The organism is Nocardia sp. CA-128927, from assembly GCF_050955855.1.
In the GTDB taxonomy this organism is placed as follows: Bacteria; Actinomycetota; Actinomycetes; order Mycobacteriales; family Mycobacteriaceae; genus Nocardia.
Map to the genome: position 1 here is coordinate 962440 of NZ_CP192087.1, position 21394 is coordinate 983833.

18 protein-coding genes and 1 pseudogene are annotated in these 21394 nt (G+C 68.2%); 10 read left to right on the forward strand and 9 right to left on the reverse strand.

Annotated features, from left to right (window positions below; genetic code table 11):
* Positions 1–55: 55 nt before the first annotated feature.
* Positions 56–757: a polyprenol monophosphomannose synthase gene (locus ACQPW1_RS04725; protein ID WP_433665142.1), complete on the forward strand. Its 702-nt coding sequence runs from the start codon at positions 56–58 to the stop codon at positions 755–757.
* A gap of 186 nt (positions 758–943) precedes the next feature.
* On the opposite strand, the pseudogene ACQPW1_RS04730 reads toward ACQPW1_RS04725, so the two are convergent.
* From ACQPW1_RS04730 to ACQPW1_RS04740, 3 genes and pseudogenes are all read right to left on the reverse strand, one after another.
* Positions 944–1273: pseudogene (locus ACQPW1_RS04730) on the reverse strand (DUF6069 family protein); the annotation flags it as partial.
* Between the two features lie 141 nt (positions 1274–1414).
* On the reverse strand, positions 1415–2842 hold the full coding sequence (locus ACQPW1_RS04735) for an HAD-IB family hydrolase (protein WP_433661542.1): 1428 nt from the start codon (positions 2840–2842) through the stop codon (positions 1415–1417).
* The gene (locus ACQPW1_RS04740; protein WP_433661543.1) at positions 2839–5301 is read right to left on the reverse strand and encodes a glycerol-3-phosphate 1-O-acyltransferase; all 2463 of its coding nucleotides are present in this window, start codon (positions 5299–5301) and stop codon (positions 2839–2841) included. Before ACQPW1_RS04740 ends, ACQPW1_RS04735 begins: the two co-directional genes overlap by 4 nt.
* Positions 5302–5434: 133 nt before the next feature.
* Here ACQPW1_RS04740 and ACQPW1_RS04745 point away from each other — a divergent pair, with 133 nt between their 5' ends.
* A complete protein-coding gene (locus ACQPW1_RS04745; RefSeq protein ID WP_433665143.1) occupies positions 5435–6199 on the forward strand; it encodes a DUF2127 domain-containing protein in 765 nt (254 codons plus the stop codon).
* A 126-nt stretch (positions 6200–6325) separates the two neighbouring features.
* Entirely contained in the window at positions 6326–7642 is a 1317-nt protein-coding gene (locus ACQPW1_RS04750) for a salicylate synthase (RefSeq protein WP_433661544.1), read from the forward strand.
* Between the two features lie 78 nt (positions 7643–7720).
* Here the strand turns inward: ACQPW1_RS04750 and ACQPW1_RS04755 are convergent, their stop codons facing one another.
* Positions 7721–9334, reverse strand: a complete 1614-nt coding sequence (locus ACQPW1_RS04755; protein WP_433661545.1) for a (2,3-dihydroxybenzoyl)adenylate synthase — start codon at positions 9332–9334, stop codon at positions 7721–7723.
* 188 nt (positions 9335–9522) lie between these two features.
* Between ACQPW1_RS04755 and ACQPW1_RS04760 the strand changes: the two genes are divergently transcribed.
* Together ACQPW1_RS04760 and ACQPW1_RS04765 are read left to right on the forward strand one after the other, a co-directional pair.
* Positions 9523–12987 (forward strand): amino acid adenylation domain-containing protein, encoded by a 3465-nt coding sequence (locus ACQPW1_RS04760; RefSeq protein WP_433661546.1) that lies wholly within the window; start codon positions 9523–9525, stop codon positions 12985–12987.
* Between the two features lie 28 nt (positions 12988–13015).
* Positions 13016–13894, forward strand: coding sequence for an oxidoreductase (locus tag ACQPW1_RS04765; RefSeq protein WP_433661547.1), 879 nt, complete (start codon positions 13016–13018; stop codon positions 13892–13894).
* 10 nt (positions 13895–13904) lie between these two features.
* Here ACQPW1_RS04765 and ACQPW1_RS04770 read toward each other — a convergent pair whose 3' ends face one another.
* Positions 13905–14534: a disulfide bond formation protein B gene (locus ACQPW1_RS04770; RefSeq protein WP_433661548.1), complete on the reverse strand. Its 630-nt coding sequence runs from the start codon at positions 14532–14534 to the stop codon at positions 13905–13907.
* A complete protein-coding gene (locus tag ACQPW1_RS04775) occupies positions 14534–14698 on the reverse strand; it encodes a DUF5993 family protein (RefSeq protein ID WP_433661549.1) in 165 nt (54 codons plus the stop codon). Before ACQPW1_RS04775 ends, ACQPW1_RS04770 begins: the two co-directional genes overlap by 1 nt.
* Positions 14699–14876: 178 nt before the next feature.
* Between ACQPW1_RS04775 and ACQPW1_RS04780 the strand changes: the two genes are divergently transcribed.
* The 4 genes from ACQPW1_RS04780 to ACQPW1_RS04795 all read left to right on the forward strand — a co-directional run bounded on the left by ACQPW1_RS04780 (position 14877) and on the right by ACQPW1_RS04795 (position 18167).
* Positions 14877–15347 (forward strand): carboxymuconolactone decarboxylase family protein, encoded by a 471-nt coding sequence (locus ACQPW1_RS04780; protein ID WP_433665144.1) that lies wholly within the window; start codon positions 14877–14879, stop codon positions 15345–15347.
* Between the two features lie 216 nt (positions 15348–15563).
* Positions 15564–16655: a 3-deoxy-7-phosphoheptulonate synthase gene (locus ACQPW1_RS04785; protein WP_433661550.1), complete on the forward strand. Its 1092-nt coding sequence runs from the start codon at positions 15564–15566 to the stop codon at positions 16653–16655.
* A 129-nt stretch (positions 16656–16784) separates the two neighbouring features.
* Entirely contained in the window at positions 16785–17429 is a 645-nt protein-coding gene (locus tag ACQPW1_RS04790) for a LysE family translocator (RefSeq protein WP_433661551.1), read from the forward strand.
* Between the two features lie 66 nt (positions 17430–17495).
* Positions 17496–18167, forward strand: a complete 672-nt coding sequence (locus ACQPW1_RS04795) for a trimeric intracellular cation channel family protein (RefSeq protein ID WP_433661552.1) — start codon at positions 17496–17498, stop codon at positions 18165–18167.
* A gap of 36 nt (positions 18168–18203) precedes the next feature.
* Here ACQPW1_RS04795 and ACQPW1_RS04800 read toward each other — a convergent pair whose 3' ends face one another.
* The gene (locus tag ACQPW1_RS04800) at positions 18204–18749 is read right to left on the reverse strand and encodes a dihydrofolate reductase family protein (RefSeq protein WP_433661553.1); all 546 of its coding nucleotides are present in this window, start codon (positions 18747–18749) and stop codon (positions 18204–18206) included.
* 65 nt (positions 18750–18814) lie between these two features.
* The gene (locus tag ACQPW1_RS04805) at positions 18815–19993 is read right to left on the reverse strand and encodes a pyridoxal phosphate-dependent aminotransferase (RefSeq protein ID WP_433661554.1); all 1179 of its coding nucleotides are present in this window, start codon (positions 19991–19993) and stop codon (positions 18815–18817) included.
* A 173-nt stretch (positions 19994–20166) separates the two neighbouring features.
* Here ACQPW1_RS04805 and ACQPW1_RS04810 point away from each other — a divergent pair, with 173 nt between their 5' ends.
* Entirely contained in the window at positions 20167–20370 is a 204-nt protein-coding gene (locus ACQPW1_RS04810; RefSeq protein ID WP_433661555.1) for a hypothetical protein, read from the forward strand.
* Positions 20371–20416: 46 nt separating this feature from the next.
* Here ACQPW1_RS04810 and ACQPW1_RS04815 read toward each other — a convergent pair whose 3' ends face one another.
* Positions 20417–21322 (reverse strand): sigma-70 family RNA polymerase sigma factor, encoded by a 906-nt coding sequence (locus ACQPW1_RS04815; RefSeq protein WP_433661556.1) that lies wholly within the window; start codon positions 21320–21322, stop codon positions 20417–20419.
* Positions 21323–21394 lie beyond the last annotated feature (72 nt).

Here is a 21394-nt window from a genome sequence, read left to right on the forward strand (position 1 = left end):
CTGCGAGCTGGACCAGGATCAGCAGGGAGGGCGACCCTTGAGGGTTACCGTTGTTGTGCCGACCTACAACGAGCGGGAGAATCTGCCGGTTGCGGTGGAGCGGCTGACCGCGCTGCCGGTGCCCGACCTGCACGTGCTCGTGGTCGACGACAGTTCGCCGGACGGTACCGGTGACGTCGCCGACAAGCTGGCCGCGGAGCTGCCGAACGTGGTCGGCGTGCTGCACCGGACCGAGAAGGACGGGCTCGGGCGGGCCTACATCGCGGGGATCACCCGGGCGCTGGACGAAGGCGCCGACGTGGTCATCCAGATGGACGCCGACCTTTCGCATCCGGCGGAGGTGATTCCGGCGATGCTGGAGAAGCTGACGACGACCGACGCCGGTGTGGTGCTCGGTTCGCGCTATGTGCCGGGTGGCTCCACCGCCGACGAATGGAAGTGGCACCGCAAGGCGCTGTCCGCGTGGGCCAACTTCTACGTGAACCTGATCCTGCGGCTGGGCGTGAAAGACGCCACCGCCGGTTTCAAAGCGTGGAAGGCGGACACGCTGCGTGCCATCAATGTCGCCTCGATCCGTAGCAACGGCTACTCGTTCCAGGTCGAGATGAACTACCGGACGGTCAAGAAGGGCATCGAGATCGCCGAGGTGCCGATCCGTTTCGAGGAGCGCACCCTCGGCGCCTCCAAGATGAGTCTGAAGGTGCAGCTGGAGTCGGCGCTCATGCCGTGGAAGCTGCTGTTCGGCCGCTCGGTCTAGTACTGACATCAGCAGGGCCCCGCATCCGCAATGGATGTGGGGCCCTGCGTCGTTCGCGGGGTTCAGTTGGCGGACAGTCCACGGCGCATCGCTTCCAGGCCGACGACGAGCACCGGCGCGAGCACCCACGTGCATGACCGACAGCGCGATGGTGGTCGCGGTGTCGAACGAGGCGGAGACGGTCAGGCTGATGGTCGCGATGGCGAGGACCGCGCCGACGACCTGGGCGACCCGCAGCGCACCGGCCCAGAAGTACGACACCAGCGCTGCGAGGGTCATGCCGATGAGCAGTGGCACACCGGAGGAGGCGATCACCCCGCCCGCTCCGACGGCCGCGGCGACGCCCTTGTCGACCACCTCGAACGAGCCGCCCGCGGCCTCGCCGAGCAGCCAGACGACCAGGTTGACGGCGACGGCGACAACCACGCTGCCGATGACGGCGGTCGGCCGGTTGACGGCCGGGATATGCAGGGCGGGTGCGGCGGTTTGTGTGATGGTCATGATGTTCTCCCTCATCCGAAGCTATGTGCTTGGTACTGAGAACAATCTTGAAACCCAAACAATTGTTGAGGTCAAATCGCGGCGACTGTGGGCTGCGTCACCCAGCCGGAAACCGCCGCAACGGAATTCGGCGTGGCAACGCGGGGTTCGCGCGGCTCAGGCGTCGGGCTTCGGCCAGTTCAGCAGCGTGTCCAGATACAGCTGACGAACCGCGGCCACCTTGTCGTCCATGTCGTTCGGATCCCAGGCGCTGACATCGATGGGGTCGAGGATCGCCACGTCCACGGTGCCCGGCCGCGCGACCATCGAGTTGCGCCAACAGATTTCACCCGCATTGCGGATCACGATGGGGATGATCGGCACGCCCGCCTGGATAGCGATGTGGAACGCGCCCTTCTTGAACGGTCCGACTTCGGGCGTGTAGGAGCGAGTGCCCTCGGGCGCGACCGCGATCGATAGGCCACCGCGCAGCGTGTCGACCACCGGGGCCAGCGCGGCCTTGGCCTTGTCGGTGCTCGACCGATCGATGAAGGTCACGCCGACGAAGCGCATCAGCGGGCCGAAGATCGGGTTGCGGGTCAGTTCCTTCTTGCCGATGCCGGTGACCCCGCCGCGGAGCACCTCGGGGACGATGATGATGTCGAACTGGCTCTGGTGGTTGAACAAGAACACCGCGGGCCTCGGTGCGCGCGCGTTCGCGGTGCCCGTCACCCGCAGGCGCACACCGGAGAGGCTGAGCGTATTACCCGCAGCGTGCTCCAGCAGTCCGTCGGCCATCTGCCGATGGTCCCTGGTCGGCCACTTGGCGGCGACACCATAGAACGCGCCACCCAGCAGACCGGCGAATCCCGCTGTGGTGCGGGCATAGTCGACCGGACGCGCGCCCTGGCGCGGGCTGAAGTGCAGCGTCGGCCAATCGCGTTCTGCGGCAACGGCGGTGAGCTGATCATCGGGGTTCACCGGCACCGGATGGCCTACCAGGGACAGCAGCGGCAGATCGGCGGTGCTGTCGGCGTAGGCGTAGCTGCGGGCGAGATCCAGGTCGTGGTCGATGGCGAATTCGCGGACCGATTCGGCCTTGCCGTTGCGCCACAACGTCTTTCCATCCGGGTGCCCGGTGAGGATGCCGTCTTGGACCGCCATCGGGGTGGTCAGCACGTGCTCGATGCCGAGCTCGGCCGCCGCGGGCGCCACCTGGAAGCGGGTCAGCGAGCTGACCAGTACCACCGTGTGCCCGGCCGCCTGATGCGTCCGAATCAGTTGCCACGCTTCGAAATGCAGGTGCCCGTACACCGTGCGCCGGAACAGCCGCTCGCCGAGCGCGTCCAGGTCCGCCTCCGGTTTGCCCGCGAGCACCTCGGTGAGCTGGTTCAGCAACCGGCCGTACTCGCCGTCGGTCGTGCCGTTGCTGATGCCGCGCAGCAGGACCTCCTCGGTGCTGCGGCGGCGGAACAATCGCCGAAACGGTCCCTGGCGTGGAAAGCCGTCGACGACGGTACCGCCGAAGTCGAAGATCGCGGCGACCTGCGCACCCTGTGGCCCGGAGCGGATCTCGGCGATCGTGCCGTCTAGCTCGTCGCTCACCGCGTCTCCCGGTTGGACGGATCGAGCGCGGCGGCCTGCGAGATGCGGGCACCGATGGTGCGCAGCCGATCTGCGAATTCCACTCGGCGCTCGGTCAATTCGGCCCTGCGCTTGGCGGAGTCATCGGAAACCCTTTCGAGTAGCCCGTAGTTGTCGGCGAGTTTCAGTGCGCTGGTGAACAATTCGGTGGAGACCGACTCAGGGCTGTGCAACCGCTGCTGCAGCATCATCTGTTTGCCGACCGCGACGCAGTCGGCGATGAACTGCTTGCGGTCGAGTTCGGTCTCGGGGTCGCGGGCGGCGAGCCGCTCGGCCACCACCAGTTGCGCGTCGAAGAACGAGCGAAGTACGCGGTGCGCCATCATGAATCCGGAACCGGTGAGCTTGGCCATCACTTCGGAGCCGAGGGTGTTGTCGCGGGTGTGGCTGTGCCACTCCGGATCCAGCAGCAGCATCTCGGCCGTCATCTGCTCGGCGAACTCGGCCCGTTCGGGGAAGAAGAACTCGAACTTCAGCAGGTCGCGCAGCCGGAACGCCTCGTCCCAGCCGGTGGTCAGCTGGTCGGCGCCGTCGCTGTCGAGCGCGGCCAGGATGGACAGTTCGAGGATGGCGCGGTTGACGAACCAGTGCACCGCGCTGTTGCGATAGAACGCGGCCTCGAGGTGCGCGCCCGCCTCGATCGAGTACACCGGCTCCAGCCCGCCGCGATACACCGTCACCACCTTGGCCAGCGAGAGTTGTTCCAGCACAACGGCGAGACCCTGATCGTCGCGCAACGCCGCGAGCTCGCCGTGCGGCAGATCGCGCTTCTCGATATAGCCGAGCACCGGCGCGAGCACCGTGCGCACCTCGCCGAGGGTGAGGGCGCGCTCGTGCACGCCGAGCAGCGCGAGGGTGACCAGCGCGTTGACCGTCACCGGGGTGACCGCGTTGATGCCGACGGCGATCTCGAACGCCAACCGCTGCACGGCCTTACGCTCCAGCTCGGCGATATCGGGTGCGTCCGGTTCGCCCTGTCCGGTCTCGGTGAGTCCGGCGGGCGCGGGCTCGGTGCGGTGCAGCGGGATGGTCAACGGCGGCGTGGTGAGCGGATCGCCGTGCGCCGTGAGCCGGTCGCGGGCCGAAAGCGGTTCGCCGAAGCGCACATACACGTGCCCGGCCGAATGTTGTTGGCTGCGTACATAACGCGCGAGCCAGGCGAGCCCCTCCGGCTTCTTCTTGCCGCCGACCTGTTCGGTCGAGATGGCGCCGAGCTCGTTGAGCCGCTCGTAGGTGATCGACACCGGCACCAGCATGACGTCCTCGACCCGGTCCGCCCGTACCGCCGCCGCAAGGTAATTCAGCAGTCCGTAGCGCGGCGGGCGCAGCTTGCCGGTGCGCGACCGGCCGCCTTCGAAGTACCACTCCAGGTTGAATCGCTTGGCCAGCAGGTAGGCGAAGTACTCCTCGACGACCGCCTTGTACACCTCGTCGTCGCCGAAACTGCGCCGGATGAACACGGTTCCGGTGCGCCGGGCGATCGGCCCCATCGGCCAGAAGCTGAGGTTCGCGCCGCCGATCACGTGGTTCGGCGGGAAGTCGTTGCGGGCCAGCACATCACCGAGCACGAACGCGTCGACGTAGGAGCGGTGCGAGGGCAGGAAGACCAGCGGATAGCGGCGGTTGAGATCGCGCAGCGCGGTCAGTCCAGAATCGTCGGAGTCCACCTTCCAGGTCGACGCGTGGATCGGCCGCATCGCCTGGGTGAACAGGTCGGAGACCAATCTGCTTTGCGCGGCGACGAGTTCGTTCAACGCCTTCTCCGCGCGGCGATACACCTCGTGTGGGCTGGCGCCGATCTGGTCGGCGATGAGCTCGAGCCTGCGCACGAAGTCGGGGGAGTCGAGGATCTCCTCGGCCACCAGCCGGGGCACCTTGTAGCGGTCGCCGATGATGGTGCGTTCGGCCCGCTCCAGCGCCACCACCGCGGCGCGCACGATGGCACGGGCGAACGGCTCGGCCGTGCCTTTGTTGACCAGCGCGGCGGCTTCCGGGTTGTTCGTGCGCAACTCGCTGAGCAGCGCGGGCTGCCCTGTGAGCACCACGTGCCGGTTCGGCTGACCGACCAGCTTGCGCTGCGCGAGCCGATTCGGCTTGCGCGGGTTGGTCAGCAACGCCATGTCCGCGAAGGTGATCCGGCGGACGCCGTCGCGCTCCGGCGGCCGCCAGAGCACGCGCACCGGGACAACGAGCGGATCGTCGTGCCGTCCGACCAGCCGGGAGGCGACGGCGCCCGCGTCCAGATCCAGCTGGGTGATCGGGGCGTCGGTGCCGAACTCCTTGGCGATCCCGCCCTCGGTCAACCAGGTGCCGATGAGTTCGCGCTCCACCGCGGACGCCGCGTCGACCAGCGCCACCACCGACCCCGGTGCCGTCGCGCGCTCGATATCCGCGGGCGATCCGCCACGGTGCTCGATCATGACCTTGTCCCTCCGACTGACGATCTCCCCATTGAATCCCCTCGGACTGTTTTCCCGCAGGCACTCGGGCCTGCAAGTTGAACGCGCGGCCATGATCCCGCGTTCCGTCGGCATGGCGAATTACGCTGCGCATATGGATTGGGCCCTACGCGCGTGTGGCTGGCACGGCCATTACACCTACGCACCGGATGAGACGGACCTGGCCGACCGGCTGCGGGTCGACACCGTGGCGGGGGTGGCCTGGCGCTGCCTGCGCTGCGGGACCTTCGTGCCGGGCGACCCGGTCGGCTCGGGTCCGGCCGACCACGCGCCGGAGGTGCCGCGCGGGCGACTGCTGCGGGACCGCTGGCTGATGCGCGCCTTGGCGATCGAGCGGTTGCTGCGCGGGTTGGTGCTGGTTGTCGCGGCGTTCGGGGTGCTGAAGTTCCGGACGTCGCGGGAGACCATGCGGGCCGCGTTCGACCGGGATCTGCCGCTGTTGCGTCCGCTGGCCGACCAACTCGGCTGGGATATCGACCGATCGAAGGTCGTGCACCTGATCGATCAGGCCTTCTCGCTGTCGAATACGACGCTGCTGTGGGTGGCGGTCGGCATCTTCGTTTACGCGGGGCTGCAAGGGATCGAGGCGCTCGGCCTGTGGTTGATGAAGCGCTGGGGTGAGTACTTCGCGGTCGTCGCGACGAGTCTCTTTCTGCCGCTGGAGATCTACGAGTTGACCGAGAAGGTAACCGCGCTGCGGATCGGCGCGCTGCTGGTCAATATCGCCGCGGTGGTCTGGCTGCTCTACTCGAAGCGGCTGTTCAAGCTGCGCGGTGGCGCGGCCGCGTACCACGCGGAACACGGCGCGGAGAGTTTGCTGAGTGTCGAGCGTTCGGCTCTGGCGGTCCCGGCGAAATGACCGTTCAAGTCGCGACGAAGTGACCCTGCGATGGTCGATAGGTGTGGTTGCGGGCACAGGGTCAAGCTAATCAGGTAATGCTAACCTTACCTCCAAAGTAAGGCCAGTTGGAACTTTGGAGGATCGTTGTCGACCACGGACGAACGCTTGCGGGTGGAGTATGTGACCGATCCGGCGGCAGCGATGTCCCGGCTGGCGGGGGCCGATCGGTTCGGTGAGTACGTGATGTACGAACGGCCGGGTGAGTGGGTATTCGCGGCCGATCCGATCGGCGGCATCGAACTCGATGTCGAAGAGCTGCGGGTCACCTGGGATGGGCAGACCACCGCCACCAAGTGGGAAGGCCGCCCGGCCGGTGTCGTCGATCGGGCGCTCGGCGCGTTGCTGCTCGACGGCCGGAATGCCTACGGCTGGATCGGATTCGAGTTCTGCGCTTGGGCATACGAAGCGACCGCGCACCTGGATCCACGGACCACCTTGGTGCAGTTGATGATTCCGCGCATCGAGGTGCGGATCGGTGAGTTCGGCATTCGGGTGGCCGGCGCCACCCCGGCGGAGACCGGCGACATCCACGATCTGATCACCGAATCGCAGGAAACCGAACTGCCGCGGCCGCATCCGACGGACGTCCGGCTCGATCCGACCGGCTACGCGGGCCGGGTGGCCGAAGCGGTCGGCGAGATCCAGGCGAACCGCTATCAGAAGGTCATCCTGTCGCGGAAGGTCGATCTGCCGTTCGTGGTGGACATCCCGGCGACCTATCGGCTCGGGCGCGCGCACAACACGCCCGCCCGCTCGTTCCTGCTGCGGCTCGGCGGGCTCGAGGCGGCCGGGTTCAGCCCGGAGCTGGTGGCCTCGGTCGACGAGAACCGTTTGGTGACCACCGAGCCGGTCGCGGGCACCCGGGCCTTCGGTCGTGGCGCGGAAATCGACGCGGCCGCGCGCGCCGACCTGCTCGCCGACCCCAAAGAGATCGTGGAGCACGCGATTTCGGTGCAGACCTCGTTCGCGGAGATGGCCGCGGTGGCCGATCCGGGCACCGTCGCGGTCACCGATTTCATGGCGGTGCGTGAGCGCGGCAGCGTGCAGCATCTGTCCTCCACCGTGTGCGGCACGCTGGCAGCCGAACGGTCCAGCTGGGAGGCGCTCGAGGTGCTGTTCCCCTCGGTCACCGCGTCCGGGATTCCCAAGCGGGCGGGCATCGATTCGGTATTCCGGCTGGACCATGATCCGCGTGGGCTGTATTCCGGTGCGGTGGTGACGGTTTCGTCGAGCGGCGCACTGGAGGCGACCCTCGTGCTGCGCGCGATCTATCAGACGACGGAGGGTGCCTGGTTGCGCGCGGGTGCGGGCATTGTCGCGCAGTCCCTGCCGGAGCGGGAATTCGAAGAGACCTGCGAGAAGCTCGGCAGCATCGCGCCTTACGTGGTGCCCGCGCAGTAAGCGGAGTGGATCGGCCGGCGGGCAGCGCATCGAAAGGTGCGCTGCCCGTTGCTTTTCCCGTGCAGGGCAGTCCGCGGATCAGCTCTCAGCGGTCCGCAGCGCCTTCTTGTCGATCTTCCCGACGGCCGTGATCGGCAGCCGGTCCGCGCGGCGCAGCACATCGGGCAGCTTGTACGTCGCCAGGCCGCGGGCCGCGAGAAAGGTCTTGATCTCGGCAAGCGTCGGCATCTCGCCATCGACAACCAGTACGGCGCAGACCTTCTCGCCGAGCGACGAGTCGGGCAGTCCGACCGCCGCGGCGTGCCGGACGGCCGGATGGGCGAGCAGATGCTCCTCGAGCTCGTCGCAGGAGATGTTCTCGCCGCCGCGATTGATCACGTCCTTGATCCGGCCGGAGACCACGAGGTGTCCGCTCGGCAGCTTGCGCACCAGATCGCCGCTGCGGTAGTAGCCGTCGGGGGTGAAGGCGCGGGCGTTGTGTTCGGGCGCGCGGTAGTAGCCGCGAATGGTGTACGGGCCCTTGGTGAGCAGCTCGCCCTCGGCGCCCGGTGCGACCTCGTTGCCGTCCGCGTCCACCACCCTGATCTCGTCGGCGGGGGACAGCGCCCGGCCCTGCGTGGTGTGCAGCAGTTCGGCCGCATCGTCGAGTCGGGTGTAGTTGAGCAGTCCCTCGGCCATGCCGAACACCTGCTGCAAGGTGGCGCCGAGTGCGGGTGTCACCTCGCGGGCATTGACCTCGGCCAGCCGGGCGCCGCCGACCTGGAGCAGTCGCAGCGAGCTCAGGTCGGCCGCCTCCCATTCGGTTGCGGCACACCACAGCTGGGCCAGCGGCGGGACGACGGCGGTGACCGTCACCCGATGCCGTTCGATGGCGGCGAAGGCGCTCTCCGGACTCGGATCGGTGACGAAGGCGACCGCGCCGCCGACGCTCACCGTGCCGAGGATGCCCGGGCAGGCCAGCGGAAAGTTGTGCGCTGCGGGCAAAGTCGCGAGGTAGACGTCGTCCTCGGTGAGTGCGCACACCTCGGCGCTCGCGGTGGCGTTGTAGGCGTAGTCGTCGTGCGTGCGGGCGATCAGCTTCGGCAGGCCCGTGGTACCGCCGGAGACCAGCATCAACGCGATATCGCTCGGGTCGATCGCCGGGAGCGAACCACCCTCGCGCGGTACCGAATTCAAGTCGATGCCGAATCCGGGCTCGCCGAGCACCAGTATGTGCCGCAGCGACGGCACCGCCGACTGCACGGTCGCGGCCAGTTCGCGGTAGTCGAAATCGCCGAGCCGGTCGACGACGATGTAGGCGACGGCCTCGGAAAGCGCCGCCAGATGCTCGATTTCGGCCCGCCGGTGCGCGGGCAGCGTCAGCACCGGAATGATCCCGGCCCGCAGTAGTCCGAACAGCACGGTCAGAAACTCCGGCACGTTCGGCAGCTGCACCACCACGCGGTCGCCCGGCGCGATCCCGAGCGCGAGCAGCCCGTGCGCCATCCGATCGGCCTCCGTGTCCAGCCACGCATAACTGCGCGCGCCCCCGGCCTCGAGCAGCGCAGGCCGGTGCGGATGCCGCTGCGCCGCCTCCCGCAGCAGATCACCCAGCCCACGCCCGGACCAGTAACCGGCCGCTCGATAGGCCGCGCCGACTTCGGTGGGAAAGGGCACGTAACCGTCGCGATGCGGGGTGGATGTCGAAGTCACGGTCTACCTCACGGCTAACCCGAGCTCGGCTCGGTGAACATAGGTAAGGCAACCCTATCTCAATGCGATACGCTGGATCGAGCAGTCTCGATCCGCCGGACACGGCGGCGACCAAGGAGTGACAGGGCCAGATGGAGCCAGCACAGCGACCGGGGGCCGGGGCGGACAGTACGGAAAGCGCAGCGCCGATGATCGATCGCGCGGATATCCGCGCCGCCATCGCCGACCACCTCGACGTGCTCGCCGACTCGATCGACGACGACGCCGACCTCATCCAGCTGGGCCTGGACTCCATCCGCACCATGAAGCTGGCCGGTGGTTGGCGCAAGCGCGGGGTCGACGTGAACTTCGCCCAGCTCGCGGCGGCGCCGACGGTCGCGGAATGGGCGCGCCTGCTCGGTGCCGACGACGGCAACGCCGCGATCGATGCCGAAATCCCTGATCCGCCAACGGCGTCCGGCGACGAATCCGATCCGTTCCCGCTGGCGACGATGCAGCACGCCTACTGGATCGGCCGCTCCGACGAGCAGGATATCGGCGGTGTGGCGGCCCACCTCTACGTCGAATTCGACGGCGCCGCAGTAGTTCCGGAGAGGCTAGCGCGGGCCGTCGACGAGCTTGTCGCGGCACATCCGATGCTACGAACGAGGTTTCTGCCGGACGGCACCCAGCAGACGATGGCCGCCCCGGGGCGCCAGGTCTTCTCGGTGGTCGACCTGCGCGGACACTCCGGCGACGCCGCCGAGGCGGAACTGACCCGCCTGCGCGACACCAAGACCCACCAGCGGCTGGCCATCGAGGACGGCCAAGTCCTGGATGTGACGCTGACCCTGGTCGCCGACGAGCGCACTCGCCTGCACCTCGACGTCGACATGCTGGCCGGTGACGCGATGAGCTACCGCGTGCTGATCGCCGACCTCGCCGAGCTGTACCACGGCGCGACCCTGCCGCCGCAGGACTACAGCTACCGGCGCTACCGCACCGAGCGCACCGCGGACACCGCCGCGCGAGAGCGGGACCGGCAGTGGTGGCAGCAGCGCCTGCCCGAACTACCCGGAGCGCCTGAGCTGCCGACGATTCCGGTCAGCGAACGCACCGACCCACACCGGACCGTCCGATACGACCATTGGCTCGCGCCGGAAGCGAAGGATCGCCTGCTCGCCGCGGCGCATGCCCGCGGCATCACGCCCGCGATGGCATTGGCCGCGGTGTTCGCCGAGACCATCGGCGGGTGGTCGGCGCAGAGCCGGTTCCTGCTGAATGTGCCGCTGTTCCATCGGGAACCGGTGCACCCCGAGGTGGATCGGGTGATCGGCGATTTCACCTCGTCGATCATGCTCGAGGTGGATGTCAGCGCGGACGTGACGGTCGCGGAGCGGGCCAAGGCATTGCAGCGCGCCATGCACGAAAGTGGCGCGCACACCACCTATTCCGGCTTGGAGGTGCTGCGCGACCTCGGACGTCAGCGCGGCGAGCCGGTGCTCGCGCCGATCGTCTACACGAGCGCGCTCAACCTGGGCGAGCTGTTCGCCGCGTCGGTGACCGAGACCTTCGGCGAGCCGGTCTGGATCATCTCGCAGGGCCCGCAGGTGCTGCTGGACGCCCAGGTCACCGAGGTGCGCGGCGGGCTGCTACTCAACTGGGATGTCCGGGAATCGGCGTTCCCCGCCGGGATGATCGACGCGATGTTCGCCAGCTACACCCACGCGATCGACCGGCTCGGCGCGGGCGCGGCCGGTTGGGATGCCGAAGCCGCGGTGCGGCTGCCGGTTTCGCAGGCGTCGGTGCGCGCCGCGGTGAACGCCACGGACGGACCGGTGAGCGGCCGGGTGCTGCACGAGGGCCTGTTCCAGCACGCCGGAACCACGCCCGATGCGCCCGCGGTGCTGTGGCAGTTCGACGGCGTCGACGGCGGCTGGAGCTACCGGGAACTGGCCACGCAGGCCCTCGCGGTGGCGGGTGCGTTGCGGGACAACGGGGTTCGCCCCGGACAGACGGTGGCGGTGCAACTACCGAAGGGCCCCGATCAGATCCTGGCCGTGCTCGGTGTGCTGGCCGCCGGTGCCGCCTACGTCCCGATCGGATTCGACCAGCCCGTCGGGCGGCGCGCGGAGATCCTGCGCACCGGCGATGTGGTCGCCGCACTCACCGTCGACGGCGCGGACATGGGCAACGCCGACGTCACCTGCCTACCGCTGTCGGCGGCGCGAAGCCATCCGAATCCGCTGCCGGAACCGGTATTTCCCGATCCCGACGCGATCGCCTACGTGCTGTTCACCTCCGGTTCCACCGGCGTGCCGAAGGGGGTCGACGTGCCGCACAGCGGTGCGATGAACACCATCGACGCGGTGAACATCTGGTTCGAGGTCGGCGCGAGCGACCGGGTGCTCGGACTGTCCGCGCTGGAATTCGACGCCTCGGTCTACGACATGTTCGGCATGTTCGCGGTGGGCGGCGCAGTGGTCACACTGGCCGCCGAGCAGCGCGCCGAGGCCACCACCTGGGTGGAACTGCTTCGCCACCATCGGGTTTCGATCCTCAACTGCGTGCCGAGCATGCTGGACATGATCCTGGAGGTCGGCGGCGACCAACTCGGTGATTCACTGCGCGCGGTGACCCTCGGCGGCGACTGGGTCGGCGCCGACCTGGCGCGCAGGCTGGCCCGGCAGGTGCCCGGCTGCCGATTCGCCGGACTCGGCGGCGCGACCGAAACCTCGATACACAACACCATTTGCGAGGTCGCCGACCCGCCCGCGCATTGGGCGACCGTGCCTTTCGGCGTACCGCTGCGCAACGTGCGTTGCCGGGTGGTCAACGCGTCCGGTCGCGACTGCCCCGATTGGGTCCCCGGTGAGTTCTGGGTTGGCGGTGCGAATGTCGCCGCCGGTTACCGCAACGATCCGGAGCGAACCGCCGAACGCTTCGTCCTGCACAACGACATCCGCTGGTATCGGACCGGTGACATGGCGCGGTACTGGCCGGACGGCACCATCGAATTCCTCGGCCGCGCCGACCATCAGGTGCAGATCCGCGGCTATCGAGTGGAACTCGGTGAGGTGGAGAGCGGGCTGCGCACCGCCCCCGGTGTCCGGCACGCGGTCGCCGCGGTGGTCGGTGGCGGCGCACGGAAACTCGTCGCCGCGGTCGCCGGCGCGACCGGCACCGCCGCCGAGATCGTCGCGGCGGTATCGGACCTGTTGCCTGGCTACATGATTCCGACGCGCATCGAGATCCTCGACCGAATGCCGCTGACCGACAACGGAAAACTGGACCGCCGCGCCGTGTTTGCCCTGCTCGAACCGGCCGCCACCGAAGTACGGGACGCGGAGCCGAGCGGCCCGCTCGAGGCCGCGCTGGCCGCGATCGTCGCGGAGGTGCTCGGCGTCGACCGGATCGGCGTACACGACGACTTCTTCGCCGCGGGTGGCGATTCGGTGCTGGCCACCACGGCCATCGCACGCGTGCGCGAATGGCTCGACGTCGAGCATGCACTGGTGGCGGACATCCTGATCGGCCGCACCGTCGCCGACCTCGCGCAGCGGCTCTCGGCCAGGGAAATCGAGCTCGGCACGCCCGATCGGCTGCCCGGCGTGGCGGCGCTCTATCTGGAGATTGCGTCGATGAGCGACGACGAGGTGCTGGCCCAGGTGTGACGCGACGTCTCGGTTTAGACTCCCCGGCATGAGCAGGTGGGATACCTCGAAGATGCCCGATCAGACCGGCCGCACGTTCATCGTGACCGGCGCGAACAGCGGGCTGGGGGCGGCCACCGTGCGGGCGCTGGCCGGGGCCGGGGCACAGGTAGTGCTCGCCTGTCGGAACGTGGCCAAGGCGGAGCAGGTGGCCGCGCCGTTCGGCGATCGCGCGGTGGTGCGGAAGCTGGATCTCGCGGATCTGGCGTCGGTGCGGGAGTTCGCCGAGGCGACGGATCGGGCCGATGTGCTGATCAACAATGCCGGGGTGATGGCGCTGCCGGAGCTGCGGACCGCCGACGGCTTCGAAATGCAGGTCGGCACAAACCATCTCGGCCACTTCGCGCTGACCGGCTTACTGCTGGAAAAGATTTCGGAGCGGATCGTCACCGTCGCCAGCGGGGCGCACATCATCGGCAAGATCGACCTGGACGACCTCAACTGGGAGCGGCGCAAGTATCAGCGCTGGCCCGCCTACGGGCAGGCGAAGCTGGCAAACCTGATGTTCGCCTACGAGCTGCACCGCAGGCTGACCGCGGCGGGCTCGCCGAAGATCTCGGTCGCCGCGCACCCGGGTTACGCCGCGACCGAGCTGATGTCGCACACCGAGTCGATCCAGGACGCGGTGATGCGGCTCGGTAACCTGCTGCTCGCGCAGAGTGCCGAGATGGGCGCGTTGCCAACGCTTTACGCCGCGACGACGGAAGTCGAGCCCGGCCGCTACTACGGGCCGACCGGCTGGCGTGGCCTGCGCGGCTACCCGGGCCGCTCGGGTTCGTCCAAGGCGTCGCGGGACGAGGCTGTGGCCCGTGGGCTGTGGGAGCTGTCGGAGAAGCTGACCGGCGTCACCTACGACCTCACGAAGTAACCGCCGCGCGTCAGCTCAGGATGTGCAGGTCGTAGAACAACTGGTATCGACTCGGATCGTCCGGCAGGAACCAGTGGAAGCCTTCCAGCAGGAAGATCATCACCAGGTTGATCGCCAGCACAATGCCTAGGAACCACAGCGCGACCAGTCCCACCAACCGATTCGGTGTAGCCGGGATCGTCCCCGCCGCGGTGCTGTGTGAAAACGCCAGCACCGCACCGACGGTCGCGATCGCCGCGACGAACAGGATCCACGCCCAGACATACAGGTGCAGCCCGAGCACGGGCTCGCCGTAGCCGGGGTCGCCGGGCAGGATGTGCAGCATGGTCTGCCGCCAGGACGCGAATCCGCCTGCCACACAGCCGACCACGGCCAGGCCCCAGCCCATCGCGTAGTCGCGCGCGGCGACCGTCCTCGTCATGCCCTTGCGGACGATGACCGCGGCGCCCAGCGCGGCCAACGCCATGAACATGCGCTGCACCATGCACATCGGACACGGATACTCCCGGCCGATGAACTGCACGGCGAGACCGCCGCAGATCACGCCGGTCCAGCCGATCACGAAAACCACGGCCAGCCAGTACTGCAGTTGTCCCACAACGGTTCCCGTGGTCCGGTCGGGCACGGTCGTGGTGGCCATCAGTAGGTCAACCCGAGGCCGAGACCGCCGGTGATGTGATGCGCGAGCAGCAGGACCGTGGCGAGCAGCAGCACCCACCAGGCGCCGAGCACCGCGCGCCGGGAGCGCTGCCGGTACAGCACGACCAGGGCCGCGAGCAGCCCGCCGAAGATCAACGTGTCCATAGCTGACGGACACTACTTGCGCCTGGGGACGTCGGCCGTGGACACGCCGCGCCCTGAGCTGGGACGATGGATCGGAATGAGGAGTGACTCAGGCCACCGACCCCATCAATGTCACACATCGCCGACCCGTGTCGTCCTCTCTGTGAAGACGCAGCACAACCACGACGGAAGGCACATCATGGACGCCCGCATCAACCTCTTCACCAACCCGGTCACCGGCAGCTTCACCAAGCGCCTCAACAACGCGGCCCGGATCATCAACGACTCCACGCTGCCTGCCGCCACCCACGAGCTGATCAAGATCCGCGCCAGCCAGATCAACGGCTGTGGCTACTGCACCGACATGCACACCAAGGACGCCACGCACAACGGCGAGACCTCGGTGCGGCTCAACCTGGTCGCCGCCTGGCGCGAGGCCACCGTGTTCACCGAGGCCGAGCGGGCCGCGCTCGCGCTGACCGAGGAGGCCACCCGGATCGCCGACGGCCGCGGCGTCAGCGACGAGGTGTGGCAGGACGTGCGCAAGCACTACGACGAGGACCAGTCCGCCGCCCTGATCGCCGCCATCGCGATGATCAACGCCTGGAACCGGATGAACGTCATCGCGCGCACCCCGGCGGGCGACTACGAGCCCGGTCAGTGGGGCTGAGGTTGAGCGTGTGGCATGCGGCACGGTCGATCCAACCGTCGATCGCTGCCTGGTACAGTCCCTGACGTGCAGCGCGTCTATTTCTGGTTTAGCAAGCTGGCCCTGGGTGGGCCAGTCTGCGGCAACCACTTGCGCTGACGACATTCCACCCCGAGCCGGACAGACCGGCTCGACGGGGTTTCGCGTCCGTGGGTCGGCCGAAGAAAAGGAACCCACATGACTACCGCTGTTGACGTCGATCCACGGCATTCCGATCTGGACGACCAACGCACGTTGAGCGTGAGCCCGCTGCGCTCGCCCGCCGAAGTACGCCAGGTGCACCCGATCACCGACGCGCTCGCGAACACGGTGCGCAGGGGCCGCGCGGCTACTGTCGATGTGCTGAACGGTGCCGACGATCGCCTGATGGTGATCGTCGGCCCGTGCTCGGTGCACGATCCCGCCGCCGCCCTCGACTACGCGCGCCGCCTGGCCACCAAGGCCGCCGAGCTCGACGACCGGCTGCACGTGGTGATGCGGGTGTACTTCGAGAAGCCGCGCACCACCCTGGGCTGGAAGGGGCTGATCAACGATCCGCACCTGGACGGCTCCTTCGACGTCAACACCGGCCTCGGCTTCGGCCGCAAGCTGCTGGCCGACATCACCGGCCTCGGCCTGCCGGTGGCGTGCGAGTTCCTCGACCCGATCACCCCGCAGTACATCGCGGACCTGGTCTCCTACGGCGCGATCGGCGCCCGCACCGCGGCCAGCCAGGTGCACCGCCAGCTGAGCAGCGCGCTGTCCATGCCGGTCGGCATCAAGAACGGCACCGACGGCGACGTGCAGGTGGCCGTCGACGGAGTCCGCGCCGCCGCGGCCAGCCACGTGTTCCCCGGCACCGACCTGGACGGCCGCGCCGCACTGATCCGCACCACCGGCAACCCCGACTGCCACGTCATCCTGCGCGGTGGCACCTCCGGCACGAACTACGACGCGGCGTCGGTCGCCGAGGCGTGCGTACGACTGGAGAAGGCCGGGCTCGCACAGCGTTTGGTCGTTGATGCCAGTCATGGCAACAGCAACAAGGACCACAACAAGCAGGTCGACGTGGTCACCGATATCGCGGGTCGGCTCGCCGCGGGCGAGCGCGGTGTGGTCGGCGTGATGCTGGAGAGCTTCCTCGTCGCCGGTCGGCAGGATCTCACCCTCGGTCACGCCGATGAGCTCACCTACGGCCAGTCCATCACCGACGCCTGCCTCGATTGGGACACCACCGCAACCCAGCTCGATCGGCTGGCCGACGCGGTCGAGCGGCGCCGCAATCCCTGAAGGACGGACGGCTTCCCGCGCGGTTGATCCGGGCGGGAAGCTGAATGCCGGTTCGGGGCAGGAGCACCGGACCAGCAACCTCGAAGTGGACCGAGACGCCGGTGGCACGGGTCGGCGAGGATCGACAGCGTGATCGAAATGGCGGCAGTTCTCGGAGTTGCGGCCGTGGCGTTGGGATTGGTTCTGACGCCGGGGCCGAACATGATGTATTTGGTTTCCCGGACCGTGTCGCAGGGGCGGCGCGCCGGGTTGGTGTCGCTCGGCGGTGTCGCGGCCGGGTTCGGGGTGTATCTGATCGCGGCCACCGTGGGGATCACCGCGGTGTTCGCGGTGGTGCCCGGGTTGTATATGGCGGTGAAGCTGGCCGGTGCGGTGTACCTGCTCTGGTTGGCCTGGCAGGCGCTGCGGCCCGGCGGCACTTCGGTTTTCGAGCCGACGACGCTGCCGGAGGATCCGTCGCGGAAGCTGTTCATGATGGGGTTTCTGACGAACCTGCTGAATCCGAAGATCGCGATCCTGTACATGGCGCTGATCCCGCAGTTCGTGGTGCCCGACCACGGGCAGGTCTGGTTGCAGAGCCTGGTCCTCGGCTCGGTGCAGATCGCGGTGGGGCTCAGCATCGACGCGATGATCGTGCTCGGCGCGGCGGGCATCTCGACCTTCCTCACCGGCCGACCCCTCTGGCTGCGCGCCCAGCGCTACTTCATGGGCACCATGCTCGGCACCATCGCGGTCCTCGTCGCCACCGACCGCGCCCGCCCCACCCCGGCCTGACGTCGCGCGCCACGCGCGGGGCCTGTCGGCGGGGAGCGCGTGGCGTGATGTGACACGGTGAGCGGCATGGTGGATTTCGGTGCGGCGGCGCAGCATGCGGGGGAGTTGTTCGGGGTGTTCGCGTTCGCGAGTTCGGGCGCGCTGCTCGCCGTGCGGCGCGATTTCGACATCTTCGGCATCGTGGTGCTCGCGTGTGCCACCGCGCTCGGCGGCGGCATCATCCGGGATCTGCTGATCGGCCGGACACCGCCCGCCGCGTTCGTCGATCTCAGCTATCTGTGGACCGCCGTGCTCGCCGCGGCGGTGATCTTCTTCTGGCATCCGTCCCGGCGGCTGACCCGAGGGCCGCTCGAGGTCGCCGACGCCTTCGGACTCGGATTGTTCTGCGTGACAGGGACGGTCATCGCCTACTCGCACGGGCTCGGCGCGCCGTCGGCGGCGTTGCTCGGCCTGGTCACCGCGATCGGCGGCGGCGTGATCCGAGATCTGCTCGGCGGCCAGACGCCGAATGTGCTTCGGCCCGACCAGATCTACGCGGTGCCCCCACTGCTCGGTGCCGTCACCACGGCGGCGCTGCTGCATTTTGGCGTCTACCAGGCCTGGACCGGTGCACTGGCCGCGCTCGGCGCGGTCACCTTTCGCCTGCTCGCGCTGCGCTTCGGATGGCATGCGCCGCAAGCCCGTCGGTATCCGCGCACCAGGCCGCCTGCCGACCCGACACTGCCGCACCCGTCCTGATCTCCCGCGGTACGCGAGAGATCAGCGGGCGACCGGCTAGTGCGCCAGCTGATAGCGCAGCTGCGCGAACTGACCCATCTGCGAGACTTCGACGAGCTTCATCCGTGCGGCCGGAATTCGGCGCGGCAGCACCGGCGCACCAGCCCCCAACGTCACCGGAGCGACACCCGCGATGATCTCGTCGAGCAGTCCGGCGTCGGCGAACAGCCCCGCCAGCTCGCCGCCACCGATGATCCAGATGTGCTGCTCGCCAGCGGCTTCCGCCATCTCCCGGTGCACCGGCTCGACCGCACCCGACACGAAACGCAGGTTGGCGCCGGGGATGGCGGGCAGCGTGCGATGGGTGAAGACCCAGCACGGGATGTCGCCGTAGGTCTTGGCCCAGTTCTCCGGCGGATCGTTGGCCATGATCCATTCGTAGGTGGTCGCGCCCATACACATCGCGCCGACGTGCTCGAGGAATTCGGCGATGTTGCTCTCGGCGGAGCCGTCGTCGTCGACCTCGAACAGCCAGCTGAGCGAGTTGTTCTCGTCGGCGATGTAGCCATCGAGGCTGGTTGCGGTGAAGTATTGGGTAGCCATGAGCCATACCTTGTCAGCGAAACCTGACAAGGTATGGCAAGGTTTCCCGCCGAGTTTCCCGCGGCTCAGGCTGATCGCGCGCCCGCGCGGAGCCTGCGCACGCCTTCGTCGAGGGTCTCGTCTCGTTTGCAGAAGGTGAAGCGCACCAGGTGGCTCCACGCCGCGGCATCGTCGGCGAAGACGCTGACCGGGACGGCGGCGATGCCGAGCCGCTTGGGCAGTTCCCGGCAGAAGGCCAGGCCGTCGGTCGCGCCGAGCGGGGTGATGTCAGCGCACACGAAATAGCCGCCCGAACTGGACTTCACCCCGAGCCCCGTATCGGCGAGTGCAGCGGAAAGCCGAAGTCGTCTGTCGGACAACGTATCCCGCAATCCCGCCACCCAGTCGAGCTCGTGATTGAGCGCGTGCGCGACCGCGGGCTGGAACGGCCCGCCGCCGACGAAGGTCATGAACTGCTTGGCGGCGAGCACACTGTTGATCAACTCGGCAGGCCCACAGGCCCAGCCGATCTTCCAGCCGGTGACGTTGAATGTCTTTGCCGCACTGGACACCACGACGGTGCGCTCGGCCATGCCGGGCAGGGTGGCCAGGCTGATGTGCTCGGTGCCGTCGTAGACGAGGTGCTCGTACACCTCGTCGGTGAGCACCAGAATGTCGTGCTCGCAGGCGATTTCGGCGATCGCTTCCAGGTCTGCGCGGCCGAGCACGGTGCCGGTCGGGTTGTGCGGGAAATTGACGACCAGCATCCGCGTTGCCGGGGTGATCGCGGCGCGCAGGCTGTCCAGGTCGAGTACGAAGCCATCGCCGCCGGCGACCAGGCGCGCGGTGCGCCGCTGCGCACCCGCCAAAGCTACTGCGGCAGCGTAAGAGTCGTAGTACGGCTCGATCAGCACCACCTCGGAGCCCGGCTCGACCAGGCCGAGGATGGCGGCGGCGATCGCCTCGGTCGCCCCGACGGTCACCAGCACCTGGGTGTCGGGGTCGTAGTGGGTGCCGTAGCGGCGAGCCCGGTCGTCGGCGATGGCGCGCCGCAGCACCGGCATGCCGCGCCCCGGCGGGTACTGGTTGAGGCCGTCGGCGATGGCCTGCCGGGCGACCTCGAGCATCGCCGCAGGGCCGTCGGCGTCCGGGAATCCTTGGCCTAAGTTGACCGCGTCGAATCGAACGGCCAGCTCGGTCATCTCCGCGAAGATCGTGGAGGCAAAGGGGCGCAGGCGAGCAACGGTAGCGGGTTGCGGAGGCATATCCGGAGACTAGCTCAGCATTCGCCATTGTTGCTATTCAATAGCGAATAGCTATGCTTCACTTCTGTTTTGAGGCTTCTACCTGCATGGTTGTGCAGTTTCCCAGCGACAGCTATCCTCGCCGTGTTCTACCTCACAGTTCCGCATCTGCGGGTATCTCGAAAGGGGCATTCATGGCCTCAGTTCTCGACCTTGTTGTGAATCCGGCCACGTCGGAGGTCGCCGGATCCGCACTCGGTTTGCTACGACACGTCATGCAGGAATTCATCTCGGGCTTCGGCTCCTCTACCCCGGATTGGGGCCTCGGTTCCTCGACGGGTAATCCCGGCGCCGGTTCCTCGACCGGCAACTGGTTCTCCGGCTCGGCCACACCCTGATAGCGGGGCCCGTCGGGCCATGGGATGGCGAACAGGCCCGGCGGGCTCAGCCCAGCCGAATGCCGGTCAGCTTGGCCGGATTAGCGAGATCATAAGTGCCCCAGACCAGTCCGTCGCGGATGGTGAAACCCATTACCCGGGGCGGATGCCCGTATCCGGCGGTGACCACCAAGCCCAATTGTCCATTGACCGAGGCGAATTCGTAGTTGTAAGCCGGGTCCACATCAGCGCCGTCCAGTCCGTACTTACGCACCAGCCCCAAGTAGAAACGCGCGATCCGATCCGCACCGCGCAGGACGTTCACCGCGGTGGACGTGGTGCCGTCGGCATCGCCGATCACCACCGAATCCGGGTGCAGCGCAGCGGTAACCGCGGCCACGTCACCGGAACGCAGCGCGGTCAGGAAGCGCTGCACCGCGACCTCGTGCTCGGCATCGGGCACCGGTGGCGGCGTGTCCGCCACGGCCTTGCGGGCCCGGACCGCGAGCTGTCGCGCGGCCTCGGCCGACACGTCGAGGATCTCGGCGATCTCGTCGAACGGCACCGAAAGTCCGTCGTGCAGTACGAAAGCCACCCGCTGCGGCGGCGTCAGGCTGTCCAGCACCACCATGGCCGCGAGGCGGTACTCCTGCTTGCGGACCACCGTCTCCAGCGGATCCGGCGTGCTCGACGGCGTGCGACCGGTCACCACCGGCTCCGGCAGCCATTGCCCCACATAGCTTTCCCGGCGCACCGCGGCACTGCGCAAGCGGTCCAGGCAGATTCGGCTCACCACCGTGGTCAACCAGGCGCGCGGATCATCGATCTCGGACTGGTGGGCGCCGGCCAGCCGCAGCCAGCTCTCCTGCACCGCGTCCTCGGCGTCGCCGACGCTGCCCGTCAGCCGATACGCGACCGAGAGCAGATGCGCTCGATGTGATTCGAACAATCCGGCAAGCAGAGCGGCAACCATCAGGGAGATTCTACGATCTCCCGGACCGCCGGTTTACCGCGGTGCCGCCGACGGACGCGCGGTAAAGCCGAT

Coding starts and splice junctions, on each gene's coding strand:
- ACQPW1_RS04740 (WP_433661543.1), bottom strand. CDS start 5,301: ATGATCGAGCACCGTGGCGGATCGCCCGCGGATATCGAGCGCGCGACG.
- ACQPW1_RS04745 (WP_433665143.1), top strand. CDS start 5,435: ATGGATTGGGCCCTACGCGCGTGTGGCTGGCACGGCCATTACACCTAC.
- ACQPW1_RS04760 (WP_433661546.1), top strand. CDS start 9,523: ATGATCGATCGCGCGGATATCCGCGCCGCCATCGCCGACCACCTCGAC.
- ACQPW1_RS04765 (WP_433661547.1), top strand. CDS start 13,016: ATGAGCAGGTGGGATACCTCGAAGATGCCCGATCAGACCGGCCGCACG.
- ACQPW1_RS04770 (WP_433661548.1), bottom strand. CDS start 14,534: ATGGCCACCACGACCGTGCCCGACCGGACCACGGGAACCGTTGTGGGA.
- ACQPW1_RS04775 (WP_433661549.1), bottom strand. CDS start 14,698: ATGGACACGTTGATCTTCGGCGGGCTGCTCGCGGCCCTGGTCGTGCTG.
- ACQPW1_RS04780 (WP_433665144.1), top strand. CDS start 14,877: ATGGACGCCCGCATCAACCTCTTCACCAACCCGGTCACCGGCAGCTTC.
- ACQPW1_RS04785 (WP_433661550.1), top strand. CDS start 15,564: ATGACTACCGCTGTTGACGTCGATCCACGGCATTCCGATCTGGACGAC.
- ACQPW1_RS04795 (WP_433661552.1), top strand. CDS start 17,496: ATGGTGGATTTCGGTGCGGCGGCGCAGCATGCGGGGGAGTTGTTCGGG.
- ACQPW1_RS04800 (WP_433661553.1), bottom strand. CDS start 18,749: ATGGCTACCCAATACTTCACCGCAACCAGCCTCGATGGCTACATCGCC.
- ACQPW1_RS04805 (WP_433661554.1), bottom strand. CDS start 19,993: ATGCCTCCGCAACCCGCTACCGTTGCTCGCCTGCGCCCCTTTGCCTCC.
- ACQPW1_RS04810 (WP_433661555.1), top strand. CDS start 20,167: ATGGCCTCAGTTCTCGACCTTGTTGTGAATCCGGCCACGTCGGAGGTC.
- ACQPW1_RS04815 (WP_433661556.1), bottom strand. CDS start 21,322: ATGGTTGCCGCTCTGCTTGCCGGATTGTTCGAATCACATCGAGCGCAT.